Source organism: Lysinibacillus sp. CNPSo 3705 (assembly GCF_028674935.1).
In the GTDB taxonomy this organism is placed as follows: Bacteria; Bacillota; Bacilli; order Bacillales_A; family Planococcaceae; genus Lysinibacillus.
The window spans coordinates 31,756-53,291 of sequence record NZ_JAQZSD010000029.1 but is presented as its reverse complement, the minus strand read 5'-3'; the positions used below and the strand labels follow the sequence as shown (position 1 = coordinate 53,291).

The window sequence follows — 21,536 nt, the reverse complement described above, 5'->3', positions numbered from 1 at the left end:
ATCATACTTTGACAAGAAAAGCGAATTTAAAAAAACAGGGTTCTCCTTTTTGAATAGGAGAACCCTGTTTTGTTCTTTAGTTTAAGCCTTGGCTATCTTTCCACTCTAGGAATTCATCATAAGTTAATAGTTTATCTAAAATTGTACCGTCTTCACGGATTTCGATGACACGGTTTGCAATTGTTTGGATGAACTGATGGTCATGAGATGTGAAGAGCATTGCACCTTTGAAGCGCATAAGTCCTTCGTTTAATGCTTGGATTGACTCAAGGTCAAGGTGGTTCGTTGGCTCATCCAGTAAAATAACGTTTGCTGTTGCAAGCATCATTTTTGATAGCATACAACGAACTTTTTCGCCCCCTGATAAAACGGAAGGAGATTTTTTTACTTCTTCACCAGAGAATAGCATACGACCTAAGAAGCCGCGTAAGAAGCTTTCTGTTTCATCATCAGGAGAATATTGGCGTAACCATTCCACTAATGATTTCTCTGAACCTTCGAAGTATTTATCGTGATCATTTTCAAAGTAGCTTTGAGATGTTGTTACGCCCCATTTGAATGTACCAGCATCTGCTTTTCTTTCGTCCATTAGAATATCAAGAAGAGCCGTTTTTGCCATTGGATTACCAAGTAAAATGATTTTATCCTCTTTGTTCATTGAAAAGCGAATATCTTTAAATAGTGTTTCGCCTTCATTGCTTGCTGTAAGGCCTTCCACCGTTAACACATCATTACCGATTTCACGTCCAGTTTGGAAGTTGATGAACGGATATTTTCGGCTAGAAGGTTTAATGTCGTCTAGCTCGATTTTATCCAACATTTTTTTACGAGAAGTGGCTTGGCTTGATTTTGAAGCGTTCGCAGAGAAACGAGCAACGAATGCTTGTAGCTCTTTAATCTTTTCTTCTTTCTTCTTGTTTTGGTCTGCCATCATTTTTTGTGCTAGTTGGCTAGACTCATACCAGAAGTCATAGTTACCAACATATAATTGGATTTTAGAGAAATCAAGGTCAGCAATATGTGTACATACTTTGTTTAAGAAGTGACGGTCATGGGAAACGACAATAACCGTATTTTCAAAGTTAATTAAGAATTCTTCTAACCATTGGATTGCTTTTAAGTCAAGGTGGTTGGTAGGCTCATCTAGTAGTAGAACGTCTGGCTTACCAAATAGAGCTTGTGCTAATAATACTTTTACTTTGTCAGAACCTTCAAGGTCAGCCATTAGCATATAGTGAAGCTCGTCGCCAATCCCTAATCCGTTTAATAATGTTGCTGCTTCTGAGTCAGCTTCCCAACCATTTAGGTCAGCGAATTCACCCTCTAATTCAGCAGCACGCATGCCATCCTCATCAGAAAAGTCTTCTTTTGCATAGATAGCGTCTTTTTCAGATTTTACTTCCCAAAGACGTTTGTTCCCCATAACAACTGTATCTAATACATTAAATTCATCGTATTCAAAGTGGTTTTGTTTAAGGACTGATAAACGTTCGTCCTTACCCATCGATACGTGACCTTCTTGTGCTTCAATTTCACCAGAAAGAATTTTTAAAAATGTTGATTTACCAGCACCATTTGCTCCGATTAAACCGTAGCAATTCCCCGGTGTGAATTTTATATTTACGTCTTCAAATAGTTTACGATCGCCATAGCGAAGACCTACATTACTTACTTGAATCATGCAAGTTCCTCCTTTTTTCACAATGGCACTAGTATATCATGAAATATGTACCATAGTCTATAAACATTATTAAATCAACGTTTGTGTTATTGGTTCTCGGGTGTTTGAGTGGAATAGGAGAGTGTGAAAATGCAAATCAGCTACTTTTATATGTATTTTAACGTCACTAAGGTAAAGAACGCGAACGCGTAATAATAATGAAAGCCCTCTCTAGTAAGAAGGGCATGAGTTTACTACATTATTTCCTCATCCCTACTTTTGATTAAATTTGCCATCATACTAGCAATAAAAGTAAACTTCTCATGATTCCCTCTTAAGGTAAATATTCAAAGTTTTATTCGCATATATATCAAATGTAAATACTTTTTTGGTAATACAAGGGGATGTGGAGGTGATGAAATGCTATTAAGAAACAAATATTTTAGGCAGTTTATCTTTTCATTAATAGCAATTATAGCAATTGCTATATACAATATTTCATTTCTTAATAGAGCTTTGGAGGTTTTGTTTGTAGCTTTTCTATTAACGATAATTGCTGATCTTGCTTTTCAAAATAAAAAATTCCGAGACTTTTCATTATTACAGAAAATTGCCTTGTTTGTAGTAACTGTGGGCATATTTATATCAGTTTTCATGTACACAGAACCTGTTTATTTACCTAAATAATATCGATACTTAATGAAATTTAACTACCTGTAATTGGGTAATTTTTTTGATAAATTCTCACATAATGAAGAGACATATAGTTAAGGGACAATTAATTTTCTATAAATAAAGTAACCTTTTATAGATAGATTGGTAAAAGGTTACTTTAAATTGCTTAAAAACATTAAATATATGATTTTCTTCGATAAATACTTAGCGTCAAGCCGATAGCAACGCTGCCAAGTAGCATTGGAAAAACACCATAACTAATGAATGGGATTGGCATTGACATGAGGGGGACAAGTCCGAAAAGCATAAGTATGTGATATATAATTTGCGTTGTGACATAGGCAAGGCCACCTACAATTAATAAACGACCGTATTCGTTATGAATGGAGGCTAGTGTGTATGCTATACGGAAAATGATGAAGCCAAGAAGACATACAACGGCTACTCCTGCAATAATTCCATACGTTTGTAAAATCGTCAGTAATACATAATTAGTATGTGCCTCAATCTCCCATATTACCTTGCTGTTGCCAAACCATGTGAGGTTCTTCATCACGTTTGAAATATAGGATACACCATTATCTTCTAAACCTGGTGTATATATAGTCTTCATTCGAGCCAGCGAGAAGTTATAGGGGGCTAAAGGCACAACCATTAAGTAGCTTATTAAGGCAACAAATAGGAAACTAAAAGCTATGGTACAGGCTAGCTTTTGTTTGCGAGAAAAGCTACTCGCATAAAATAATATGGCAACAATCACCGTGTACGTACAGAATAATGAAAAGTCCGGCAATCGTATGTAGCAATATGCACCGATAGAATAAAGAATGAGCAACCACCATAATGATTTTTTTTGTTTAGCAAAAAATCCAGCAAATGCTATTAAAAAGAGAGGCAATGTCATCCAACCTTTAAGTTCAAGGGGACCTGCCTGAAAAAAGATCACATCATTCATCATTTGATTACCATTTAAGATAATAAGAAATACGAGACATCCTAGTACATACATATGCGTGGAATAGCGCTCTAGCTTGCGGAAATCGAGTCGCGTTAAGAAAATTGTCACAGCAATTCCACCAATAACAATGACGACATTACGCATGATAAAATGTCGTAACGAGAGCTCAGCTGGTAGGAGCGGTAAAAAGCTACACATCGCTGCCAGCACAAATGGAACAACGAGTAGCCAATCGATTTTCGGCTGATGAATCTGATTGAGTGAGACGCCGAGATTTGTCGCATTACCCATTTCATTTACAGCCTGTTGTTCCGCAACGGCATCGTTATAGCCCTTTTCCTGCCAAGCCTGTTTTGACTTCGCTAAATGATAGGTTAACTCCTTTTCAACAGCTTCATGTGCCTCCTTGTTCCGGATATGACCCTTTACTTGTTGAATAAATTCTTTAATCGTTCGCATAGCGTACCTCCTTCAGTAATAGCTGAAGTGAAGGGAGCTTGTCTGTTTCTTTGTTAAGCTTTGTCAGGACTTTAACGCCTTTACGTGAAAGAATATATCGCTTTTCGTTCCCGTACCATTCACTTATGATGAGTTGTTGCTGTTCAAGGCGATGCAGCGAAGCATAGATGATCCCTTCATTTAAACTAACTATCTCTTTGTTTTTTGTATATAGAAGTTGCGTAATCTCATAACCTGAGCGCATCGTTTGTAGTATTGGTAACAGCACCTGATCCGAAAGTTCCTCATGAATGCCTTTGCGCACAGCTTCCTTATGCGTCTCTGTAAATTGCATCTTTTTAAATTGGTTTTTCATAGCTTGTTTAAAACGTGTTTCCGTCAAATGGATTCCCTCCTAACGCTTTTTGTAACAAGGAACGTGCCTTACGAAGTCTTGTTTTCACCGTATTGTTATTCAATGATAAAAGGCTAGAAATTTCCTGGATCGAATAGTCCTCAAAATAATAAAAATAAATAAGTTCACGATACTTAACGGGGAGTGCCATTACTAAGTCAAATAACGCCTCGTCCTCACTATTTTTCACAACTTGCTCAAGCAAATCGCTCGTTTCTAACGTTTCCTCTAACACATTCGTTTCGATAACATCGACGTTTTTCTTGTACCAGCTCTTTATATAGTCCTTTGAATGATTAATAGCAATGCGCCATAACCAAGTTTTCAAACTGGCATGCCCCTGATATGTTGAGAGAGTCTTATAGCACTTGATAAAAATCTCTTGCGTCAAATCTTCAGCAAGAGCAGTATCATGTACATATGTATAAACAAGCTGCAGAATCGCTTGGCCATAATTGGACATTAACTCCTCAATCACCTGATCTCGTGATAAACCGCTTGCTGTTATTGTTTCCTCCATATCGTACCTCCTTACGTGTTCATTTATTAGACGATTGCCAAATAATACTGGTTTTACTTTTATTATATAAAAAGAAGTGTAAATGTGTTGTGAGTACTCGTAAGCTAAATAACCTTTAGGAAGAGTTCTAGCAGGTAAGGATGAGGGGTACATTAAATAGTAGGGCGAAATAGCAACTTTATAGTAGAAAGGGAGGGGATCTTGAAGAGACTTACATTAATTTTGATAATTACCGTAATGATTTGCATTGTCTTTAGTAAAAAAATATTTTCAATTGATGATCATATTCCCTCAGAATCTAAACTTTATATCAATGTGTTTGATCCTAAAAGTTTGAAGTTTACATTCTATCATTTTGATCAGAGTCAAAATAAAAGTAAAGTACTATTTAGTAAGGAAACGACGGATTTTACTGCTTTCGCTTATTCTGAACGTACTAATATATTGTATTTTGCTGATGGCATTTCAGATCATACAATACAATTATTTGAAAATGACCTAAACACGAATCAAATGAAACAATTAACCACTGTATTTCATAACGTTGACTTTATCCAAATAGACAAAGCGCAAAGAATTATCTTTATGAGAGTGCTATTAAGAGATGAACTTAAAAATTTTCATATGGCTACCTATAATCTTGATACGCAGAAAATACAAATATGGGACGAAGACAACAAGGATAGCAGTGTTTTAGATTTTAATTATAACCCGAACAATAATCAATTAATTGTGGTTTCTTTCTCCGAGGACGAAGATCAGAAAAAACTTGACGAGGTTAATAAAAATCAAACGAAATTACAACCGACCAAATACAGTTTAGATATTTATGATATGGAAGGACAAAAAAAGAAACATATAGCCGATGTAGAAAGATTTATTAGTGGCGCATCATTGGCACCAGATGCTAACTCTGTAATTATCAGCTATGATGAAGCTATAGACAGTCCTATTTCGCATGTTGTTGAAATAGATATCAAAACAAAAAAAAGTAAAGCACTTACTAGATAGTAGTAATATTTATTCAAAAATTCGCTCTGTTAAATTCGATGAAAAAAAAGAAGGGTTTTATTTCTTATCTAGTTTTATTGATGAAAAAAAGGGTTATAGTATTTTGGAAATACCTAAGGAGAGCGTACTCTCGTACTATGACATCAAGAAAAATAAGGTGCGAAATGTTTGGCGAGCTAAAAAAAGTGTTATTGTTAATTATTCAGCAGAACATTTTTAAGGTAAACATACATTTACTTCTTGATATTTCCGAAAAGACTGTTGACAATAATTAGTAGCTCGTGTAGAATATTTTGAAATTACAGTCAAATTCGATGAAAAAGAGAGTAGTTTATGGAGCTACTGGAAAGCGAATTAGGGATGGTGTGAGCCTAATGCAGCAGCCATAAATGAAACGCACTTTGGAGAAGGTTCTCGAATGAGTAGTAGAGAATATCGGGGAGTCACCTCGTTAACAATGGAAAGTGGTCATATTTATATGGCAACTAGAGTGGTACCACGGGATAACTATGCTCTCGTCTCTATATTTAGAGATGGGGGCTTTTTTTATTGAGAGGAGAATGAATATGCATACACAAATTGCGAAAAGTATCGCTGTGGCATTAAATAATGAGTTATCTGTTAATGACATTCAAGATCTACTAGAAAGACCGAAAAATTTGGGCTTAGGAGATGTAGCATTCCCGTGCTTTACACTGGCAAAAAAATTAAGAAAATCTCCAAACAGTATCGCATCCGACATAAAACACAATTTAAGCTGTAATTTAATACAAGAAGTTCAAGTAGTAGGTGGCTATGTCAATATATTTTACCATCAGCCAACGATTACACATCAAGTACTTTGCCAAATAGTAAAAGAAGAAAATTTATACGGGACTCATCAGGAGTCAAAAGGGAATGTAGTTTTAGACTTTTCTTCCCCAAATATAGCGAAGCCTTTTTCCATGGGCCATTTACGCTCAACAGTGATCGGGAATGCTTTGGCGAATATTGCTGAGAAAAATGGCTATCAAGCAATTCGTATAAATCATATAGGTGACTGGGGTACACAGTTTGGTAAGTTAATCGTTGCCTATCGAAAATGGGGCGATCAAAAAATAATTGAAGCTGCTCCAATAGAGGAACTGTTAAAAATATATATAAAGTTCCACGAAGAAGCGGAGCAAGATGTAACACTCAATGAACAGGGGCGTGCCGCATTTAAAGCATTAGAAGATGGTGATGGAGAGGCTTTAGCTCTTTGGCAATGGTTTAGAGATGCATCACTCGAAGAATTCAAAACCATTTATCAATTGCTTGGGATAAACTTTGATTCTTTCGCTGGGGAAGCGTTCTACAATGACAAAATGACTGCTGTTGTTAAAGAATTGAAAGAAAAAGATCTACTTGTGCAATCAGATGGTGCGTATGTCGTTGAAATAGACAATATGCCTCCATGCTTAATCACTAAAACAGACGGTGCTACGCTCTATGCTACACGTGATTTAGCAGCTGCTTTTTATCGTAAACAACAATATGATCCTAAAAAAATATTTTATGTTGTAGGGAACGAACAATCTCTTCATTTTAAACAACTATTTAACGTAATTGAGAAGATGGGATACGATTGGGCAAAAGACTTACAGCATGTATCTTTTGGGATGATTCTAAAAGACGGTAAAAAAATGTCGACGCGTAAAGGAAAGATTGTTCTATTAGTAGAAGTACTAAAAGAAGCGATAGCTACGGCGAAGCGAAATATTGAGGAAAAAAATCCAAATCTAGTGGATAAAGAGAACATTGCACGTCAGGTTGGTGTAGGAGCGGTTATTTTTAATGATTTAAAGAATGATCGTCTTCATGATATTGACTTTTCGATTGAGCAAATGATGCATTTTGAAGGTGAAACAGGGCCTTATATACAATATACGTATGCCCGTATCTCAACTCTTTTGGAAAAAGCAAATAAACATAGTTACGAAGTATCGTTTGAAGCATTAGGGGAGCAAGCATGGCCAGTTGTGTTACTACTGGAACAGTTTCCGAATGTAATTGTCAACGCTTTTGAGCAAGCAGATCCATCACAAATTGCTAAATATGCCTTACAATTAGCGCGTGTATTTAATAAATATTATGCTCAAAATAAAATATTGGTTGATGACAGCCAGAGAACATCACGATTAGCATTTTGTCATTGTGTAGCCATTGTTTTAAAAGAATCGTTAGCATTATTGGGCATTGCAGCGCCAAAAAAAATGTAAGTATCGTAAGCTGCCGTTATGTCTTATATTTTTTTCCTAATATTACCATTAAATTGACCGATACTAGAAAAAATGGTAAAAGGAAATAGTGAGAATTCTAAGGTCTAACAAATTTTGTTGAATTTTTAACCGTATCAATAGAGAGAAGGTATTTAGAAAGTATGGAGAACAAGCAATGGCGTGTTTCTATGGTACTTGTGGTTGTTAGTATTTTCTTCGTTGCGCTCAATATGCGCCCGGCAGTCACAGGGATAGGACCACTATTTAATGTACTTTTGGAATCACTCCATATATCAAATACAAAAATGAGCTTTTTAACATCTATTCCGGTGTTTTGTATGGGTCTCTTTGCACCATTTGCGGTACCTATTCAAAGGAAACTCGGAACAAAAACAGCTATTACGCTTTTAATAATGATCCTGGCATTTGCAAATGGGCTACGCTTTTTAAAAGAAAGTTATATACTACTTGTAGTCACAAGCTTTGCTGCAGGATTTGCCATTGCACTTATTGGACCCATGTTAAATGCCTATATAAAGAAAAAATTCCCGAATCGTTTTACAACCGTGGTAGGTGTTTATTCATTTGGAATAGGAACAGGGGCAACATTGAGTGCGGCACTAACCATAACATTTTTTAATCATTTTCATGAGAGCTGGACAATGGCGCTTGGTAGTTGGGCAATACTTGCAATTATTGCTCTTTGTATATGGTTACTAGCAATACAAAATCAAGAGCGGGTAGAGACAGGTGTATTGACACAAAATGCAGCACGAAATCCTTGGAAAAATGCACGTGCTTGGACCATTTTAATTTACTTTGGGATACAAACATCTTTGTTCTTCTCAATAATGTCTTGGCTAGCACCGATATTACAGGATAAGGGCTTTTCTCTTGTCGCAGCAAGCTCTATGCTAACTTTTATGTCTATTGTACAAATGGTTGGAAATATTTTGGTTCCTATACTAATGGAAAAATGGTTCAGTCGAATCGGTTGGCTCTTTTCTTTAGGGGGCTTAGGCGTGATTGGCTTTGTGTTGCTATGGTTAGGCTCAGGGACTTTGTTATGGATTGCCGTTTTCATAATAGGTATCGTATTAAGCGGCTTATTTCCAATTGGTTTATTGCTACCACTGGATGAGGCAAGAAATGACGAGGAGGCAAATAGCTGGTCATCTATGGTGCTTTCAGGAGGCTTTATGATAAGCTCCATTATCCCAATACTAATCGGCTATTGCTATGATGTGACTGGAAACCATACATTTACCTATTTAATTTTTTTACTATTAATGATTGGCATAATTACTACTACATTTATGCTTAAGAAAAAATAATGGGAAGGCATGCTTAAATGTACGAGCATGTCTTTTTTTAAAAAGCTCCATAATCGGCTTTTAGTTCACATTTTTATGATGAACTTTTATAAGATCTAGACGCCTCCGTACAATGTTCATTGTTATATATCTGAAGTAATGTTTCTGAGAACAAGTTGGTTTGGTCCATCATAATTCTATGACCGGCATTTGGAATGATAAATAATTTTTTATGGGGAGCATTAATTTTACTAAAGTATTCTTCGGCAATAACGTAGGGAGCCTGCCAGTCATCCCCACCTAAAATGAAATAAATGGGAATTTTATAATCTGAGGAGTCTGCCGCCAGGTCAAAGTCTCCTAAAAATTCATGGATTTTGCTATTTGCTTTTAGTCCTTTCGAAAATGCGAAAAGATCCGATAACTTAAAAATAGGACTTTTAAACGCTGATATAAAAACAGGAAGATCACTCTTCACAGCTAAACCATATAGCCCTTGAAGTTTTCGGATTTTCCTACATTTCTTTAAAAACTCACGATCAAATATTATTTTTTCTCCTGGATAAGTTCCTATAGCTTCAAGCTTTTTTAAAGCTTTTTTATCATTTGCCTTTACTATTTGTTCCTTCATTTTTGCATAAGCAACACGCTCATTTTCAAGAAGGGAGACAACTTGTGCCACGCCAATATAATAAGCAATATCTTCAGGATATAGCTTGATATATATACTTCCTAAAATAGTGCCCCAAGACCTTCCGAGTAAAACAATCTTTTCTTTATTATATTTCTGCTTTAAATATTGAATAATTCCATATAAATCTTCTAGCATGACATCAATTGAAGGGTACTTATCGGGGTTTTTAGTAAGCGTTTTTCCAGCACCACGCTGATCCCAATGTACAATCGTAAACGTTTCTTCTATTTTATATTGGAAAGCATGGGCAAAAAGAGATTCAACACTACCAGGACCACCATGTAAATAAAGCAATACTGGGTTATCATAATTAGTACCTGAATGAAATAAATAATGATTTACACCGTTAACCGAGACATATTCTTCACTATTAATTAACTTCTCGAATTTATTGTTCATTTCTCATTCTCCCTTTATATGATTTCTTCGTCTTTCAAACTCCTTTAAAACCTGTAGCTGAACGTCCATTTGATTTTCATCCATTGTCAAGTTACTGTGCTCTTCAAAACCATCTTGTTCTTCGCCATCAAAACTAAATAACTTCTTTAATAGCGTCCACATTGTTTCGAGCTCATTAGTAGAAAAATTTTTAAAAAGATCCGCTAAAAAATATGTTCCTTTTTCTCCTGCCTCTAACGCTACTTGTTTACCAAACGTAGTAATCGTCGTGTTGACCGCACGTTTATCATGCTGACTAGGGGCAATTTCGACATAGCCTTTATTTTTCATAGTAGTGACTAGCTGTTTTACATTCTGTTTAGTCGTTCCTAGTTTTCTTGCAATATTGTTGAACGATGCTTGATCTTCAGGTAAATGGGCAATAGCTAAAATAACCATAAATTGTCTAGATGTTAGTTTTTCTAAATATTGATCGGATTGTACTTGAATTTTATTGCCAACAGAAAAGAGGGCTGAATATATTTGTTGCATTAGAAATAAGTCATTGTTCATAAAGAAGTCCTTTCTTTTAGACAATATATTGTCTAAATTCATCATAATAAAATGGACAATATATTGTCTATAAAATTTATGAACGGTCATATTAGTAAGAAGACTTCTTTTATTAATAACATTTTAAGCGCAAATTATAAGCCATTTTTCATAGCAAATGTAAAAAAGAGATGTTTTTTATAGGTATAACGGAATGAATAAAAGGTAAGAGCAATATTCTTATAACAAATATCCTTAAATAATATTATTATGTAAACTTGAAACGTTTTGTAACCTTGTTTATGATAGTAAAGAAAGATGTTTAACTGGCATTTAGCTCTAAAAGTCATCACCACTATTGGTGATAAGTGGGTGCAGGGTGAGGTTATTGTTGCGGGTTTACAAATAACCGCTACTAAGATAGCGGAACTTAGGCTTTGAACTTGAATGCTAAAGTGACCAACATCGTGCCTTTGCGGAGGCAGATTTGATAGAAAGTTTTGGTGAATGTATGCGGAAAAAAATGCTCATTCTTGGAGCAACAGCTTTATTATTAACGGGCTGTGAAAATGAAACATTAACAGAGGTGTTTCATACTGAAAAGACCGATGTAAAATCGGAAAAGGCTGTGACGAAGCAGCAAGAAAAAATTGTACCAGAAGTAAAAGTAGTTGGGGAGAACGGAATCGGTGCAGGAGTCATTATTAAAAAAGAAGACACGAAGCTCTATATTTTGACAAATGGTGCGCTCGTCGCTTCCAAGCCAGTTGCGCTCGTGCAATTTAATAATGATAAACTGATGGAAGCCGAGGTGCACTATATATCTACCGCTTATAATATAGCCATTTTAGAAGTACCATATAACGCATCGGTAAAGGTGCCGAACGTCTATAAAGGTGAATTGAATCAGTTAGCTGTTTATGTTGATAGCTTACCATACATCATTAAAAAATATAGTGACAGCGTAGCAGCTTATTACATAGATGCAAAACAAAATACACTTATTGGGAGCCCGGTTCTAGAAGCAGAGAATGGTGAACTTGTGGGCATCTATTTTAAACGCCAGCAAAACGGTGGATCACAGCCGTTTATATTACCCTATAAAGATATTGTACAGTTATTGGATGAATGGATCTCAGGTACTATGAAGACAAGTGATCGACTAACCCAATCCAAAAACTTAAATCCATATATTGAACAAGGCGATAAAGAAGCAGTCCAGCAAGCTATTGATCAATACGGGAAAAATATTTTTGTTTATAATGCCGATGAAGTAAAACTTTTTTTAGATACATTTTATAAGCATTTAAAAGCGGCTGTTGAAAATCATGATGCTAGTGTCATGAAGCCTTTTGTAGGTTCAGACGATTTACAAAGCACGCTGGATAATATGGTAGCGCATTACGCAACTAAACAAGCGAAAATTCGTTTTTACAATACATCGATTAAAAACATCAGCATAAAGGGCCAAACTATCGTTATTCGTGCCAATATAGAATATGTACTAACAAATTCTGCTGGTCAAGAGGCATTTGCGAACTCTATGATGGTATATGAAATAAATAAAAATGAACAGGGCGAGTATAAGCTTATTCGCCTAACAACAGAGGAGTGAAAAGTTGGATGGAGCAAGCAAGACAAATGCTACAACATCATTTTGGCTATGATTCATTTCGCAATGGACAAGAACCAATTATTGAACAAACATTACGAGGTCAATCAAGTCTTTGTGTGATGCCAACTGGCGGAGGTAAATCAATTTGCTATCAAATTCCGGCACTCATGCTAGATGGCCTTACAGTCGTCATATCTCCGTTAATTTCTCTTATGCAAGATCAGGTAGAAGCATTACGTGCTGCAAATATTCCGGCCGCGTATATAAATAGTACTTTAACCGTGCAAGAAGTGAACGAAACAATGCAGCTAGCGAGTGCAGGTTATTTAAAGCTTCTTTATATAGCACCTGAGCGATTAGAGAGTGCAACATTTTTACAGGTATTATCGAATTTATCAGTACCTTTACTTGCAGTGGATGAAGCACACTGTATTTCTCAGTGGGGGCATGATTTTAGACCAAGTTACCGAGCAATCCAAAAATTATTTACATTATGGCCGCAAAAGCCAACTGTCTTAGCACTTACAGCAACAGCTACACCGGCTGTATGTGACGATATTAGACAATTATTAGGGATTGATGAGCAATCGACGGTGATTACCGGCTTTTCACGCGACAATTTATCTTTCTCGGTGTTAATTGGTGAAAACAAAGAGCGTTATATTAAAAACTATTTAGTGAAAAATAAAAATGAAGCAGGCATTATTTATGCAGCTACACGAAAGGCTGTAGACGCAATCTATGAGCTTTTAAGTCGCTCGGGCGAAGCTGTGGCAAAATACCATGCGGGCCTATCAGAGGACAAGCGTATGTCTGAGCAGGAGCGCTTTTTAAAAGACGAGGCACGCATTATGGTAGCGACCAATGCATTTGGAATGGGTATTGATAAGAGTAATGTACGCTTTGTTATTCATTATCAAATGCCACGCAATATGGAGAGCTATTATCAGGAAGCGGGACGAGCAGGACGTGATGGCTTGCCAAGTGCCTGTATTTTGCTTTATGCATCAGGTGATGTTCAAACACAGCGCTTTTTAATTGAACAGACGCAGGATGAAACACGCATTGCACAGGAATTAGCGAAGCTACAAACGATGGTTGATTATTGTCATACGGAAGGCTGCTTACAAAATGCCATCTTAACGTATTTTGCCGAGAAAGCAGGGGCACCTTGTAGTCGTTGTAGTAATTGTAATGATGGGCGAGAAGTCAAAGATGTAACGGTAGATGCACAAAAGGTATTAGCATGTGTTGTAAGGATGGGGCAAAAATTTGGTAAGACGATGGTAGCCCAAGTGTTAATTGGCTCCAAAAATCAAAAGGTCTCGGAATTTGGCTTTGCAAGGCTGTCTACCTATGGCATTTTAAAAGGACAATATTCCTCAAAGGATGTCTCAACCTTTATTGAGTTTTTAATTGCTGAGGGTGTACTTGCCGTTAAACATGGCACTTTTCCAACTATTTATGTATCAGAGGAAGGCAAAGAAGTTCTACTCGGGAATCGACAGGTCATGCGAAAAGAAGCTGTTACTGTTCGTAAGCTTGTTGACAATGATCCGTTATTTGAACATTTACGATTATTACGTAAAGAGATTGCGGATGAGGAACAAGTACCACCATTTGTTGTGTTCTCTGATAAAACATTGCGTGATTTATGTGACAAAAAACCGACGGAACTAGAAGATTTACGATATGTTAGTGGGATTGGTGAAGTAAAATTCAAAAAATATGGGAAGCGTTTCTTCGATGCTCTTCACTCTTTTTTGAAAACAACATGATATAGGAAGAAAGGGAAGTGCTTAATTCAAAAGAATTTTGCACCTCCTTTTTATTTTACAAAGTATGACAACCGCTATTTTTCGCAAAGCTCCGATTAGTCGACCATCAGGATCCTTAATCCAAATTAACTTTCAGAATTTGCTGATTTATTTTTTCTTTTCAAGAGAGTACACCAATTTGATCAAGATGGTTAATAGTCTCGGTTAAATGATGTACTTGGAAATTCAACATCACTTATTGTTCTTTATATTCATCCTAAGGCTCAAACACCTGTCTTTCTTTAAATGTTAATTTTTTATTGCTAATGAGGTGATTAAACAAAAAAATAACCCGGAATAATAATTATTCCGGGCTTGATTCTCACTTACTTATAGTGCTCCATGACACACTGCCTCGCTTCCGCATTCATCTTAAAATTCTTTAAGACAACTGTGCTTTAGCTTTATCCAGCTTTGATGGTCCTTCTGAGTTACCGGTCAGCCCCACTCATCGGGTTAACCCTCCTTGTCATTGGATTTGAAGTGAAATCTTTAATAGTATAAACTGTTTATTATTTTCTATACACGTTATTTAAAAAATGAAAAAATCCATTGAAAACGGCTATATATCGAGAGAGTATTTTGACTGGGCATAATTGTAGTTGTCGCTTTTTCGCTACAACGGGTCTAGGGTCGGCTTTGTGTATAGGCCAGCAGATTTTTGTGTGAAAGCGTAGCGGCAGCAACCAAAAGTAACATGAGGGACGACACAATATAAAGTATAAAGAGGTGATTAAACAAAAAAATAACCCGGAATAATTATTATTCCGGGCTGATTCTCACTTACTTATAGTGCTCCATGACACACTGCCTCGCTTCCGCATTCATCTTAAAATTTTTTAAGACAACTGTGCTTTAGCTTTATTCAGCTTTGATGGTCCTTCTGAGTTACCGGTCAGCCCCACTCATCGGGTTAACCCTCCTTGTCATTGGATTTGAAGTGAAATCTTAAATAGTATTGGCTATTTATTATTTTTTATACACGTTATAGAAAGATCAGAAGCTTTTAATCATATGTTTTACGGGCATTAATGTAAAAAAGTCGAATTTTTCGCGTACGAGAATTCGACTTTTTTAGCTTGAGATCTTCATCTAATTAGAAATGAATAAAAGCGGTTATATTGAGTCAAGGTAGTGAATCGTCTATCGAACTAAATGATTAAAGTGGGCTATTTCTCCCAATGCTTATTGATGAACTGATCTCGACCAGAAAGTGCTCGATCATTTTGATAATGCTCCGACTCTTTTTTATAATAGTCTTGATGATAATCTTCTGCAGGGTAGAAGGGCTTGGCATCGCGAATTGTGGTTACAATAGGTTTATCAAAGCGACCACTTGCTGCTAGTTTTTCCTTGGAAGCTTCTGCAATGTGCTTTTGCTCTTCTGAATATGTAAAGATTGCCGTTGTGTATGATTCACCACGGTCATGGAATTGACCATACGCATCCGTTGGGTCGATTTGCATCCAGTAAATATCAAGGAGCTGCTCATAACTAAAAATGTTAGGGTCGAATTCAATTTCGACGACTTCTAAATGGCCAGAAGTACCTTTTTTGACATCCTCATAAGTAGGGTTGTCTAAATGGCCACCCATGTAGCCCGAAGTGACCTTATGTATACCATCCCACTCAACAAATGGCTTTACCATACACCAAAAACAACCGCCAGCAAACGTAGCTTTCTCAATCATGTACATCATCCTTTCTTTCGTGAAAATATTATAGCATTATTTTGTTCATAACTGGCAAATAGGGTGTAAAATAACCTATAAATAGTTGTTGTTAGGATTCATTATATAATATAAAATGAACCTTTCTTTATATGGAATCGTTACATTAACTATAAAAAATAGAGGAGTTAACAGTTATGGAAGAGCAAGATTATACAAGACGCTCACAACGTCCAAAAAAACGTCGCTTGCGTAAAGGGAGAGCATTGTTCACATTGCTATTACTTTGTATCATTGTTATTGTAGGTTATTCCGTTATGCAATACCGCAGTGGACTAGAAATGGCAAGTGATACAAAGGTAGCCCAAGAGGATTTTAAAGGTGATGCAGTAAAAGGCGATGTTGAAAATTATTTATTATTAGGAATCGATACACGTGGTGAAGAAAAATCACGTACAGATACAATGATGGTATTATCTTGGAATAAGAAAACAAATGATGTGAAGCTTGTGTCATTAATGCGAGATATTTATGCAGATATTCCAGGTTATAAATCCTATAAGCTTAATACGGCTTACTATTTAGGCGGTGTCCAATTATTAAAGGATACGATCGGTAATATGTTTGGCCTGCCGATTAATCATTATGCAATTATTGATTTTAAAAATTTTGAATCTCTTGTAGATATTTTAGCGCCAAATGGAGTTGAAATGAATGTAGACAAGGATATGTCTGAAAAAATTGGGGTTTCATTAAAACAAGGTGTGCATAACTTAAACGGTAAAGAATTACTTGGTTTTGCCCGATTCCGACACGATGAAAAAGGAGATTTTGGTCGGGTAGAACGTCAGCAAAAGGTTATCGAAGCGTTAAAGAATGAAGTTTTATCACCTCAAAATATGTTGAACTTACCAAAATTCGTTGGTGCAGCACAAGGTTATGTCACAACCGATTATTCATCTTCAGGAGAGATTCAACAAGTGCTGAAAATGGTGTCGAAAGGTAAAGTCAAAATTGAAAAAGCGACTATTCCAATTGAAGGTAGTTATAGTTTCAAAAGCTTTAGTGGTGTCGGTGATTCAATTGTTATTAATGTAGAGAAAAATAAAGAATTTTTACGTAATTTTTTAGGCATTTCCCTAGAGTGATTTTTCGCAAAATCCAACATTATCCTGTACTATATGGATATAGGATTTGTATTGGGGTGAGTAGATGGAGAAAGAAAGACCAAAAGAGCGTTCGAATTTCTTTTCAACGAAGTTCATTCGCTTTTTAGGTGGTAAAAACTTATTTTTTACACTGATAATTTTATTATTGCTAGCATGCGTTATTTTTATGTTCCAAAAAGTTTCCTTTATATTTACCCCGCTTAAAGTTTTATTTGAGGTAGTTATTCTACCGGGGGTACTTGCCATTATTGGGTATTATTTATTACGCCCAATCGTAGGGCTATTCGAAAGATGGCGTATCCCAAGAGTTTGGGGTATCTTTCTTCTATACATCATTTTGATTGGTATTATTACGTTATTAGTAGTACTTGTCTATCCGTTTTTACGAGATCAGTTTACTAATTTAGCGCAGGAATTCCCAGGATATTTTATGGCGTTTACACAAAATATTGCTGATTTCCTGAACAATGCACGTATTAACGAGTACCTAGATAAAATTAATTTAAACTATGATGCAATGGTGAAAAATTTTACTACGGATATGGTGGAGACAGTAAAAGATACGGCTGCTAATTTAGCGCAAGGCGTGGCTTCTGGTATTACTGGCTTTGTTTCAGCCTTAACAGGAATTGTTCTGTCATTAGTAACGGTGCCATTTATTTTATTTTACTTACTTAAAGATGGCGAAAAACTACCAAACTTTATTTTAAAAATATGCCCGCCACGTATGCGTAAAGAAGTACACGAAATTTTCCATGACATGGACAAGCAAATAAGTTCCTATATTCAAGGGCAAATTTTAGTGTCAATGTGCATAGGTGCCATGGTGACAATTGGCTTTTTAATTATCGGTATGAAATATGCTTTATTGCTAGGGTTCCTTGCTATGATTACGAGCGTTGTTCCATACTTAGGTCCAGTTATCGCCATTACACCAGCGGTCATTATTGCTCTTGTAACATCACCATTCATGCTTATTAAGCTAGCCATAGTGTGGACGGTCGTACAGTTGATAGAAGGGAAATTCATTTCTCCGCAAATTATGGGTAAATCACTTAGTATCCATCCAATAACTATTATTTTCGTGTTATTAACGGCTGGTTCTTTGTTTGGTGTACCGGGTGTTATTTTAGGTATTCCAGGCTATGCTATTATTAAAGTGCTTGTGACACACTTATTTAAGCTATTTAAACATCGTTACAATCGATACGAGGATGAAATACATCAAAAATATGATGTGTAAAAAGAGACAGCTACTGCGAACGTGCAGTAGCTATTTTTTTTATATGGTTATATTAAAAGTTGGATTTATTGCGATTAGCTTTAGCAATTACATCAATGTAATTTTATCAATATAATCATAAGTCGGCTTATACAAACGGTAGGGTGGAACAACCCCTGCCGTTCATAAATGTTTTTATAATTCTGAAGGTTATAAGCTCACCGCATATATGTCGGTAAGGCAAGCGGAGAAGATTTTGATCGCCCGTAGTATTGAGTCGAAAAAATAATACTGGACTAATCGTTCCGGAAATATTATAGTATTCTTATTGAAAGGAGGAATTTACCATCGGACGTTCAAAAGAGTTTGACAAGGAGCGTGTACTCCATAAGGCAATGTTAGTATTTTGGGAAAAAGGGTACGATGCAACAAGTATACCGGATTTGTTAAAAGCTATGGAATTAAGCAGATCAAGTTTGTACGAAACTTTTACGGACAAACAGACACTTTATATTGAGGCAATACACCAATACAAAAAATTCAATCAAAATAAACGCAACCTCTTGGTAAATGCGCCATCTGCGAAAGTCGGAATACAGCAGTATTTTGATTGGCATATTTCTTCTGCATTTGATGATGATTTGCCGAAAGGATGCTTGCTTACAAAAGCAAGCATTGGCTTGGATTCACCGGATGAACAACTAAGCAATTTGATACGAGACAGCTTTGAGGAATTAGAACAGGCTTTCTATGAACTATTAAGTAAAGGGCAGCAGACGGGAGAAATCGACGCAGAGAAAGATATTAAGGCTTTATCACATTTATTGCTTAATCTAAATCATAGTATCAAAGTAGTATCCAAGGTGAAAAACAACAAAAAAATTATTTATGACATGATGAATACAGTAATTGAGATGCTATAAATAATTTTTTTGCGATTACTGGAATGATCATTCCGGAATTGAGACCCAAAAAAACTGAGGGAGAGTTTTCTATGAGTTCAATCACAAAATCAAAAATAGAGAAACCAGCTTCATCGTGGATTATACTCATTCTTGCCATAGCTTGTGGCGTGATTGTTGCTAATCTTTATTATGCGCAGCCTTTAGTAGGACCTATCAGTTCTACACTCGGATTATCTTCTGGCGCAGCGGGCCTTATCGTCACGCTGACTCAAATTGGTTACGGAATCGGATTGTTATTTATCGTTCCTCTGGGAGATATCCTTGAAAACCGAAAACTTGTTGTTACGTTATTGCTTTTCACTGCAGTCGTGTTGGCGATTGCTGCTGTAGTTAAAAGTGCTACGTTATTTCTTGTAACTTCACTGTTTATCGGATTAGGCTCAGTCGCTGCTCAAGTACTAGTACCGTATGCAGCTCATCTTTCGCCCGAAGCCACACGCGGCCGTAATGTGGGTAATGTTATGAGCGGCTTGTTGCTTGGTATCATGCTAGCTCGTCCAATATCAAGTGTTATGACGGAGTTTATGGGCTGGCGGGCTATATTCGTCTTTTCCGCAGCAATAATTTTTGTTCTGGCACTTCTATTAGTAAAGTTACTTCCGACAAGGCAGCCGATGACAACAACACAATATCCAACACTGCTGAAATCGATGTTGCAGTTACTCAAAACGACACCAGTACTGCAACGTAGAGCATTCTATCACTTTTGTGTGTTCGGAACTTTTAGTTTATTCTGGACAACTGTTCCTATGTTATTAACAAGTCCAATTTTTCATTTTTCACAAAAAGAAGTTGCGCTGTTCGCATTGGTCGGGGTATCTGGGGCCGTCGCTGCACCTGTAGCTGGCCGTCTTGCTGATAAAGGTTGGGTTAGACCAGCTACTGGATTAGCTTTAGCTTTAGTTATCATTTCTGTAATGTTACCCCTTATGATTCAAAGCGGCTCGACGTTTGCTTTAGTAACTTTGGTAGTTTCGGCCATTCTTTTAGATATGGGGGTTTCTGCTAATCTAGTTCTTGGTCAACGCGCTATTTTCTCATTGGGTGCCGAGTTTCGAAGCCGACTAAATGGTTTATATATGGCCATATTTTTTGGTGGCGGCGCTATAGGCTCTGCGATAGGAGCATGGGCATACGCTATGGGTGGCTGGAAAGCAGCAATATTGATTGGAATAGCTTTACCGACCATTGCGATGGTTTATTATGCGACGGAGAAAAAAAGTAATTGAACAAAAGTGTCGATAGTTAAAAAGATGAAACCAACAAGTTTGACACGCTTTTGCTACAAAAATTTAGACTGTTTTCTAAAGGATCATTTCTCAAAAATAAATGAATTAAATGGAAGACGTACTATAATTAGTACGTCTTTGGTTGTTTATACGAAAAGATCCTTTGCTAATTTGCCATTTATAACATTTATCGACCACTCCCATTTTATTCAGTTGATGAGCAATTATCAGCTGAGCATTCAGAAATTCTATAATTTCTTTACTGCCTCTGTTGCGTATCCTTATTTTGTCTGATGGATTAATCCCATACTCTAATTCAACTATATTTTTCAAATTGTTGAAAGTTGCTTATTCTCAATAATTGGAACCTATGATAAACTCGATTTATCAAAATTTTCCACTTAGAAGAATAATATCAGAGGGGAAAGAGAATGAAAACAACTGAACTACCAAAAGTGTATTTAAGAGAATTAACTTTTAATGATGTTGAAGACCGTTATCAATGGTGTCTTGATCAAGAAGTAATTAAAGCATTTAAATATGCCAGAGAAATATCCACCTTTTAGTAGAGAAGAAACAAAAAGGTGGATTAAAATGTGTATGACTAAAACAAATGGATATGAACAAAAAGCCATCGTTACAGAAGAAGGCATACATATAGGTTGGATAGATTTGAAGAATATCGATAATCTCAACAAACACGCAGAATTAGGGGTAGCTTTAGGTGACAAAACCTATTGGGGTAAAGGCTATGGATTATCCGCAATGAAAGAAATGCTTTTATGGGGCTTTAATGAATTAAACCTTAACAAAATATGGCTTAGAGTAGAAGTTGATAATGAAAAGGCGATTAAGTCTTATAAGAGAATTGGCTATATTGAAGAAGGTATATTAAGACAAGACAGACGAAGGAATGGAGAATTTGTTGATCGTTTAAGAATGAGTATTCTTAAACACGAGTTCTTTAGTCTAACAAGGGCATAAATAGAAAATGG

The 21,536-nt window shown here is 36.2% G+C and carries 17 protein-coding genes, 2 pseudogenes and 1 other annotated feature; of the genes and pseudogenes, 11 read left to right on the top strand and 8 right to left on the bottom strand.

Features of this window, described 5'->3' with window-relative positions; all coding sequences use genetic code 11:
• Positions 1-76 precede the first annotated feature (76 nt).
• The gene (locus PVA17_RS13670; protein WP_100541926.1) at positions 77-1,681 is read right to left on the bottom strand and encodes an ABC-F family ATP-binding cassette domain-containing protein; all 1,605 of its coding nucleotides are present in this window, start codon (positions 1,679-1,681) and stop codon (positions 77-79) included.
• Between the two features lie 399 nt (positions 1,682-2,080).
• Here PVA17_RS13670 and PVA17_RS13665 point away from each other — a divergent pair, with 399 nt between their 5' ends.
• Positions 2,081-2,347 carry a hypothetical protein gene (locus tag PVA17_RS13665; protein WP_132362433.1) on the top strand — a complete coding sequence of 89 codons (267 nt, stop codon included), beginning with the start codon at positions 2,081-2,083 and terminating at the stop codon, positions 2,345-2,347.
• A 163-nt stretch (positions 2,348-2,510) separates the two neighbouring features.
• Here the strand turns inward: PVA17_RS13665 and PVA17_RS13660 are convergent, their stop codons facing one another.
• From PVA17_RS13660 to PVA17_RS13650, 3 genes are read right to left on the bottom strand one after another with little or no spacing between them, the layout of a single operon-like run.
• Positions 2,511-3,752: an FtsW/RodA/SpoVE family cell cycle protein gene (locus tag PVA17_RS13660; protein WP_274068005.1), complete on the bottom strand. Its 1,242-nt coding sequence runs from the start codon at positions 3,750-3,752 to the stop codon at positions 2,511-2,513.
• Positions 3,739-4,134, bottom strand: a complete 396-nt coding sequence (locus tag PVA17_RS13655) for a helix-turn-helix transcriptional regulator (RefSeq protein WP_132362429.1) — start codon at positions 4,132-4,134, stop codon at positions 3,739-3,741. The genes PVA17_RS13660 and PVA17_RS13655 overlap by 14 nt, the downstream gene beginning before the upstream one ends.
• Entirely contained in the window at positions 4,115-4,666 is a 552-nt protein-coding gene (locus PVA17_RS13650; RefSeq protein WP_132362427.1) for a sigma-70 family RNA polymerase sigma factor, read from the bottom strand. The genes PVA17_RS13655 and PVA17_RS13650 overlap by 20 nt, the downstream gene beginning before the upstream one ends.
• Before the next feature lie 201 nt (positions 4,667-4,867).
• Between PVA17_RS13650 and PVA17_RS13645 the strand changes: the two genes are divergently transcribed.
• The 3 genes from PVA17_RS13645 (at position 4,868) to PVA17_RS13635 (ending at position 9,251) form a co-directional block, all read left to right on the top strand.
• Positions 4,868-5,677: a hypothetical protein gene (locus PVA17_RS13645; protein ID WP_274068004.1), complete on the top strand. Its 810-nt coding sequence runs from the start codon at positions 4,868-4,870 to the stop codon at positions 5,675-5,677.
• A 305-nt stretch (positions 5,678-5,982) separates the two neighbouring features.
• Positions 5,983-6,203: a binding site (T-box leader), on the top strand.
• A gap of 34 nt (positions 6,204-6,237) precedes the next feature.
• Positions 6,238-7,917, top strand: coding sequence for an arginine--tRNA ligase (gene argS, locus PVA17_RS13640; protein WP_483308023.1), 1,680 nt, complete (start codon positions 6,238-6,240; stop codon positions 7,915-7,917).
• A 161-nt stretch (positions 7,918-8,078) separates the two neighbouring features.
• Positions 8,079-9,251 (top strand): MFS transporter, encoded by a 1,173-nt coding sequence (locus PVA17_RS13635; RefSeq protein WP_274068003.1) that lies wholly within the window; start codon positions 8,079-8,081, stop codon positions 9,249-9,251.
• Between the two features lie 73 nt (positions 9,252-9,324).
• Here the strand turns inward: PVA17_RS13635 and PVA17_RS13630 are convergent, their stop codons facing one another.
• Both PVA17_RS13630 and PVA17_RS13625 read right to left on the bottom strand, forming a co-directional pair.
• Positions 9,325-10,323 (bottom strand): alpha/beta fold hydrolase, encoded by a 999-nt coding sequence (locus PVA17_RS13630; protein WP_274068002.1) that lies wholly within the window; start codon positions 10,321-10,323, stop codon positions 9,325-9,327.
• Between the two features lie 3 nt (positions 10,324-10,326).
• Positions 10,327-10,875: a MarR family winged helix-turn-helix transcriptional regulator gene (locus tag PVA17_RS13625; RefSeq protein ID WP_274068001.1), complete on the bottom strand. Its 549-nt coding sequence runs from the start codon at positions 10,873-10,875 to the stop codon at positions 10,327-10,329.
• A gap of 466 nt (positions 10,876-11,341) precedes the next feature.
• Here PVA17_RS13625 and PVA17_RS13620 point away from each other — a divergent pair, with 466 nt between their 5' ends.
• On the top strand, positions 11,342-12,469 hold the full coding sequence (locus PVA17_RS13620) for a TcaA NTF2-like domain-containing protein (RefSeq protein WP_274068000.1): 1,128 nt from the start codon (positions 11,342-11,344) through the stop codon (positions 12,467-12,469).
• An 8-nt stretch (positions 12,470-12,477) separates the two neighbouring features.
• Entirely contained in the window at positions 12,478-14,247 is a 1,770-nt protein-coding gene (recQ, locus tag PVA17_RS13615) for a DNA helicase RecQ (RefSeq protein ID WP_274067999.1), read from the top strand.
• A 150-nt stretch (positions 14,248-14,397) separates the two neighbouring features.
• Here the strand turns inward: recQ and PVA17_RS13610 are convergent.
• Both PVA17_RS13610 and msrA read right to left on the bottom strand, forming a co-directional pair.
• Positions 14,398-14,482, bottom strand: a pseudogene (locus tag PVA17_RS13610) (VOC family protein); the annotation flags it as partial.
• 973 nt (positions 14,483-15,455) lie between these two features.
• Positions 15,456-15,977, bottom strand: coding sequence for a peptide-methionine (S)-S-oxide reductase MsrA (gene msrA / locus PVA17_RS13605; RefSeq protein ID WP_132362415.1), 522 nt, complete (start codon positions 15,975-15,977; stop codon positions 15,456-15,458).
• A gap of 176 nt (positions 15,978-16,153) precedes the next feature.
• Here msrA and PVA17_RS13600 point away from each other — a divergent pair, with 176 nt between their 5' ends.
• The 5 genes and pseudogenes from PVA17_RS13600 to PVA17_RS13580 all read left to right on the top strand — a co-directional run bounded on the left by PVA17_RS13600 (position 16,154) and on the right by PVA17_RS13580 (position 21,525).
• Positions 16,154-17,104 carry an LCP family protein gene (locus tag PVA17_RS13600; protein WP_132362413.1) on the top strand — a complete coding sequence of 317 codons (951 nt, stop codon included), beginning with the start codon at positions 16,154-16,156 and terminating at the stop codon, positions 17,102-17,104.
• Positions 17,105-17,168: 64 nt separating this feature from the next.
• Positions 17,169-18,368, top strand: coding sequence for an AI-2E family transporter (locus PVA17_RS13595; RefSeq protein WP_274067998.1), 1,200 nt, complete (start codon positions 17,169-17,171; stop codon positions 18,366-18,368).
• A gap of 374 nt (positions 18,369-18,742) precedes the next feature.
• Positions 18,743-19,270 carry a TetR/AcrR family transcriptional regulator gene (locus PVA17_RS13590; protein ID WP_274067997.1) on the top strand — a complete coding sequence of 176 codons (528 nt, stop codon included), beginning with the start codon at positions 18,743-18,745 and terminating at the stop codon, positions 19,268-19,270.
• A gap of 71 nt (positions 19,271-19,341) precedes the next feature.
• Positions 19,342-20,541 (top strand): MFS transporter, encoded by a 1,200-nt coding sequence (locus PVA17_RS13585; RefSeq protein WP_274067996.1) that lies wholly within the window; start codon positions 19,342-19,344, stop codon positions 20,539-20,541.
• Between the two features lie 431 nt (positions 20,542-20,972).
• Positions 20,973-21,525 (top strand): annotated as a pseudogene (locus tag PVA17_RS13580) (GNAT family N-acetyltransferase).
• Positions 21,526-21,536 lie beyond the last annotated feature (11 nt).

Bases quoted from the DNA above. Each gene is read 5' to 3' on its own strand.
- PVA17_RS13590 (WP_274067997.1), top strand. From the start codon at position 18,743: ATGTTAGTATTTTGGGAAAAAGGGTACGATGCAACAAGTATACCGGAT.
- PVA17_RS13670 (WP_100541926.1), bottom strand. From the start codon at position 1,681: ATGATTCAAGTAAGTAATGTAGGTCTTCGCTATGGCGATCGTAAACTA.
- PVA17_RS13625 (WP_274068001.1), bottom strand. From the start codon at position 10,875: ATGAACAATGACTTATTTCTAATGCAACAAATATATTCAGCCCTCTTT.
- msrA (WP_132362415.1), bottom strand. From the start codon at position 15,977: ATGATTGAGAAAGCTACGTTTGCTGGCGGTTGTTTTTGGTGTATGGTA.
- PVA17_RS13660 (WP_274068005.1), bottom strand. From the start codon at position 3,752: ATGCGAACGATTAAAGAATTTATTCAACAAGTAAAGGGTCATATCCGG.
- PVA17_RS13665 (WP_132362433.1), top strand. From the start codon at position 2,081: ATGCTATTAAGAAACAAATATTTTAGGCAGTTTATCTTTTCATTAATA.
- argS (WP_483308023.1), top strand. From the start codon at position 6,238: ATGAATATGCATACACAAATTGCGAAAAGTATCGCTGTGGCATTAAAT.
- PVA17_RS13630 (WP_274068002.1), bottom strand. From the start codon at position 10,323: ATGAACAATAAATTCGAGAAGTTAATTAATAGTGAAGAATATGTCTCG.
- PVA17_RS13585 (WP_274067996.1), top strand. From the start codon at position 19,342: ATGAGTTCAATCACAAAATCAAAAATAGAGAAACCAGCTTCATCGTGG.
- recQ (WP_274067999.1), top strand. From the start codon at position 12,478: ATGGAGCAAGCAAGACAAATGCTACAACATCATTTTGGCTATGATTCA.
- PVA17_RS13635 (WP_274068003.1), top strand. From the start codon at position 8,079: ATGGAGAACAAGCAATGGCGTGTTTCTATGGTACTTGTGGTTGTTAGT.
- PVA17_RS13600 (WP_132362413.1), top strand. From the start codon at position 16,154: ATGGAAGAGCAAGATTATACAAGACGCTCACAACGTCCAAAAAAACGT.
- PVA17_RS13650 (WP_132362427.1), bottom strand. From the start codon at position 4,666: ATGGAGGAAACAATAACAGCAAGCGGTTTATCACGAGATCAGGTGATT.
- PVA17_RS13595 (WP_274067998.1), top strand. From the start codon at position 17,169: ATGGAGAAAGAAAGACCAAAAGAGCGTTCGAATTTCTTTTCAACGAAG.